The 3859-nt window shown below is 30.5% G+C and carries 5 protein-coding genes; 3 read left to right on the forward strand and 2 right to left on the reverse strand.

Annotation, left to right across the window (positions count from 1 at the left end; translation table 11 throughout):
- The first annotated feature begins 12 nt into the window (after nucleotides 1-12).
- The 3 genes from yaaA to ACI3VO_RS08695 all read left to right on the forward strand — a co-directional run bounded on the left by yaaA (nucleotide 13) and on the right by ACI3VO_RS08695 (nucleotide 1311).
- A complete protein-coding gene (gene yaaA / locus ACI3VO_RS08685) occupies nucleotides 13-162 on the forward strand; it encodes a peroxide stress protein YaaA (protein ID WP_439757540.1) in 150 nt (49 codons plus the stop codon).
- A 247-nt stretch (nucleotides 163-409) separates the two neighbouring features.
- Entirely contained in the window at nucleotides 410-1042 is a 633-nt protein-coding gene (locus tag ACI3VO_RS08690; RefSeq protein WP_439757536.1) for a manganese efflux pump MntP, read from the forward strand.
- Nucleotides 1043-1137: 95 nt separating this feature from the next.
- Nucleotides 1138-1311 (forward strand): (2Fe-2S)-binding protein, encoded by a 174-nt coding sequence (locus ACI3VO_RS08695; protein WP_439757537.1) that lies wholly within the window; start codon nucleotides 1138-1140, stop codon nucleotides 1309-1311.
- 145 nt (nucleotides 1312-1456) lie between these two features.
- On the opposite strand, the gene ACI3VO_RS08700 is transcribed toward ACI3VO_RS08695, so the two are convergent.
- Nucleotides 1457-3475 (reverse strand): FtsX-like permease family protein, encoded by a 2019-nt coding sequence (locus ACI3VO_RS08700; protein WP_439757538.1) that lies wholly within the window; start codon nucleotides 3473-3475, stop codon nucleotides 1457-1459.
- A partial coding sequence (locus ACI3VO_RS08705; RefSeq protein WP_439757539.1) for an ATP-binding cassette domain-containing protein occupies nucleotides 3468-3859 on the reverse strand: 392 nt, incomplete at its 5' end. The genes ACI3VO_RS08700 and ACI3VO_RS08705, both read right to left, overlap by 8 nt.

Genomic DNA, 3859 nt, shown 5'->3' on the forward strand with positions numbered 1-3859 from the left:
GAAAAGGGAACGATTGTAAAGATGGCTAGAGGCCAGATGGTAAAATACTTAGCGGAAAATAATATTACTAGTTTAGAAGAATTAAAAAAATTTAATAGTATGGGTTATAAATACAGTGAGGCTAGATCTCAGAAGGATAATTATGTATTTATAAAAGAATAATTGACAATTTAATTTTAGGTATTTTATAATTAATTGATTCTATAGTAATTTTAAATTGGATTTTGAAAATTGAATAGCTCCTATGAGGGAGTAGTTTGCGGCGGAGCCGTTGTAATGTCGACATAATGATTGTAAAATCCGGTATTACATTAAAAAACGAGACTCATAGATAATAATATGTTTAAAATTTGAGTATTTTAGATATGTTATTATCTGTGAGTCTTTTTTATTTTTAAGGAGGAGAAAAATGGGATTATTAGAACTTTTTATCTTGGCCGTAGGCCTATCTATGGATGCATTTGCTGTATCAATTTGCAAGGGGCTTGCTCTACCAAAAATAAATCTAAAATCAGCTGGCATTGTCGGTTTATGGTTTGGATTTTTTCAAGCGTTAATGCCTTTAATAGGATATTTACTAGGTGTTAATTTTAGAGTATATATAGTGAGCATCGACCATTGGATAGCATTTGGATTGCTTGTTTTGATTGGAGCAAATATGATAAGGGAGGCTTTATCAGAGGATGAGGAGGAAAATCAAGCAACAGTTGAATCTGATAATGGTGTAGCAATAACTCAAAGCTGTATTGAAGATAATATAAAAGAAATTTTAGGCGTTAAAACAATGTTTTTACTTGCAATAGCGACAAGTATAGATGCATTAGCTATGGGAGTTACATTTGCTTTTTTAGATGTAAATATAATACCTGCTATATGCTTTATAGGAATTGTTACATTTAGTTTTTCAGCTGTAGGTGTGAAAATAGGAAATGTATTTGGACTAAAATACAAGTCAAAAGCTGAAATAACAGGAGGAATTATACTTATTCTATTAGGTTGTAAAATATTAATTGAGCATCTAGGAATTATAAATATGTTATAAAAAATATGTTTAATTAAAAAATATAAGGGTATAATATTTTCGTGACTTTAATAATAAGACATAAAAATAAACATAATAGACATCAGGAGGAAAAAATGGAAGATAGAATAATATGCAATTGCATGAATGTAAGTTACGAAGACATAAAAAACGCTGTAAAAGAAGGTGCTAAAACTGTAGACGATATTAAAGAAGCTACAGAAGCAGGTACTATATGTGGTGGATGTGAAGATGAAATACAAGAAGTATTAGATGAATTATTAAAATAGTTAAAAAAACTTTCTCATCAAATATATAATTATTTGGTGGGGAAGTTTTTTATTGTAAAAAATAACTCCTAGATAAAATAGAGTTACCTAAGAGTTATTTGGAATAAATATATATTGAGTTGGATAGTGTTAACAGATTTTAGTATTAGCTGACTATTTTATAATAGCTTCTAGCCGTGATTCTATAAACTACAGCATAGAATACTGAGAATAACAAGAATCCGCCGACTGTTGCCATCGCAAATAGCTTCACGTTTGTAAGGTTCAATATAGCGAGCAATCTAGTTATAAATGGGAATGCAAATGCTATATGGATACCGGCTACGATTAGTGGCAAGAAGAAAACTGTAAGCACTTGAGAGTGTATAGATTTTTTGATTTCTTCGTGGCTGATTCCGACCTTTTGCATTATTTCGAATCTACCCTTGTCGTCATATCCTTCAGAAATTTGTTTATAGTACATAATTAGTATAGTGGCTATTATGAATAATACTCCAAGGAATACACCTATGAAGTAAAGTCCACCGTACATTCCGATAAAATCATTCTTTTCAGTTTCACGACAATCGAAACGACCTTCGTAAACATATTTATTTGTATTTTCTTCGTATGTTCCCATTTCTATTATGTCATTTTCAAATTTATTGTTTATATCTATGATTTTTTCAGTGTTTGCATCTACATTAAAAGCATAGTAATATTGAATACTAGAGGCAACATCGCCGTATATTTCGTTTTGTATTTTATCTAAATCATTTAGAACAGATGTATCCTTAACTACGATAAAATGACTGCTAGCTACATTAGTTGTCATAAGTCTATTATTAGGAAAATCATCTAATGTTCCTTTTACTTTAAATGTTTTATCTGAAATTTTCATTTGCTTTTCATTATACTGGTCGCGATTAGAGTATACAAGGACTTCATCTTCTTTTAGTGTTTCATTTGAGTTAGTCATTCTATTATAATCATCTAGAGTTATAAAAAATAAATTTCTAATTTCGTTTATCATATCTGCATATGCAGAATTATTTCTATCCATTATAAAGGTATCTTTATCTTGGACAACAGCAAAATTTAAGTAAGAGTAATCAGCGATGTCTTTTGGTTCTACATTATATTCATCTAAGGTGTTATTTACCCAAGCCTTTAAATCAGATGCAGATTCCTCAGAGTACTCAAATGGTGTAAATGTAAACTCTCTTGGAAAATAGCTATCTAAAACATCGTTCATACCATTCCATAGTGAAAATGTAGATGAAATCATTACTAATACCATAGTCGATAGTATGCATATATTGGCAAGACCCACGGCATTTTGTTTCATACGATATATCATTCCTGATATAGATATAAAGTTTTTAGTTTTGTAGTAGTAGTTTTTGTTTTTACGTAAAGCTTTTAATAAAACTATGCTACCAGCTGTAAATAGAAGGTAAGTTCCTATAATTACTAAAATTACAGCTATGAAGAACATATTTAATGCAGCTATTGGATTAGTAGTTGTAAGTGAAATATAGTAGCCTGATCCTAAGCAGATAGCACCGATTAGTGCTATTAACCATTTCGCCTTTGGTTCTTTTTCTCCAACTGTACTACCTTGAAGCAATTCTATTGGTTTAGCTAGGTGAATTTGTCTGATACTATTTAAGAATATCAGTACAAATATACCAGTAAATAAAGTCAATGTAGCAGGGAATGATTCAGGAGATATATGAAATCCTAGAGGAATTTCTACTGTAAACATTGATAATATTACTAAAAGCATTAATTTATCGAATAAAATTCCTACTACAAGACCTAAACCTAAGCTTATTACACTCATAATAAGTGTTTCGCATAATACAACTCTAGATATATGTTTCTTTTCCATACCTAATATATTGTATAGACCGAATTCCTTTTTTCTACGCTTCATAAGGAAGCTATTTGTGTAAAACAAGAATATTACTGCAAATATTCCACACACCCATGTACCTAAAAATAATACATATTTCATTGAATCTGTTCCACATGCTTTTGATACATTTGGGTTATTACCTAGAGAGCATATTATATAGAACATAGATATTGTAAGTATTGATGTAATCATATATGGTACATATGTCTTCGCGTTTTTCTTGATATTTGTGATTGCTAGTTTAAAATAAAAGAATCTACTCATTTCTAACACCACCTGTAGCGATCATAGTCAAAGTATCAGAAATTTTTTGGTACATTTCTTGTTGAGAAGAATCTCCTCTATAAAGCTGATGGAATACTCTACCGTCTTTTATGAATAAAACTCTCTTAGCACTGCTTGCAGCCTTTGTACTGTGAGTTACCATTACTATTGTTTGACCTTCATTGTTTATATCCTCAAATAATTGTAGTAATTCATCAGAAGAGTGAGAGTCTAGAGCACCAGTTGGTTCGTCAGCTAGTATAAGCTGAGGATTAGTTATAAGTGCTCTTGCAATTGCAGCCCTTTGTTTTTGCCCTCCAGAGACTTCGTAAGGATATTTTTCTAGTAAATCAGATATACCTAATTTTTTTGCTAGAGGTTGTA

This window comes from Intestinibacter sp., from assembly GCF_051866655.1.
Classification (GTDB): domain Bacteria; phylum Bacillota; class Clostridia; order Peptostreptococcales; family Peptostreptococcaceae; genus Intestinibacter.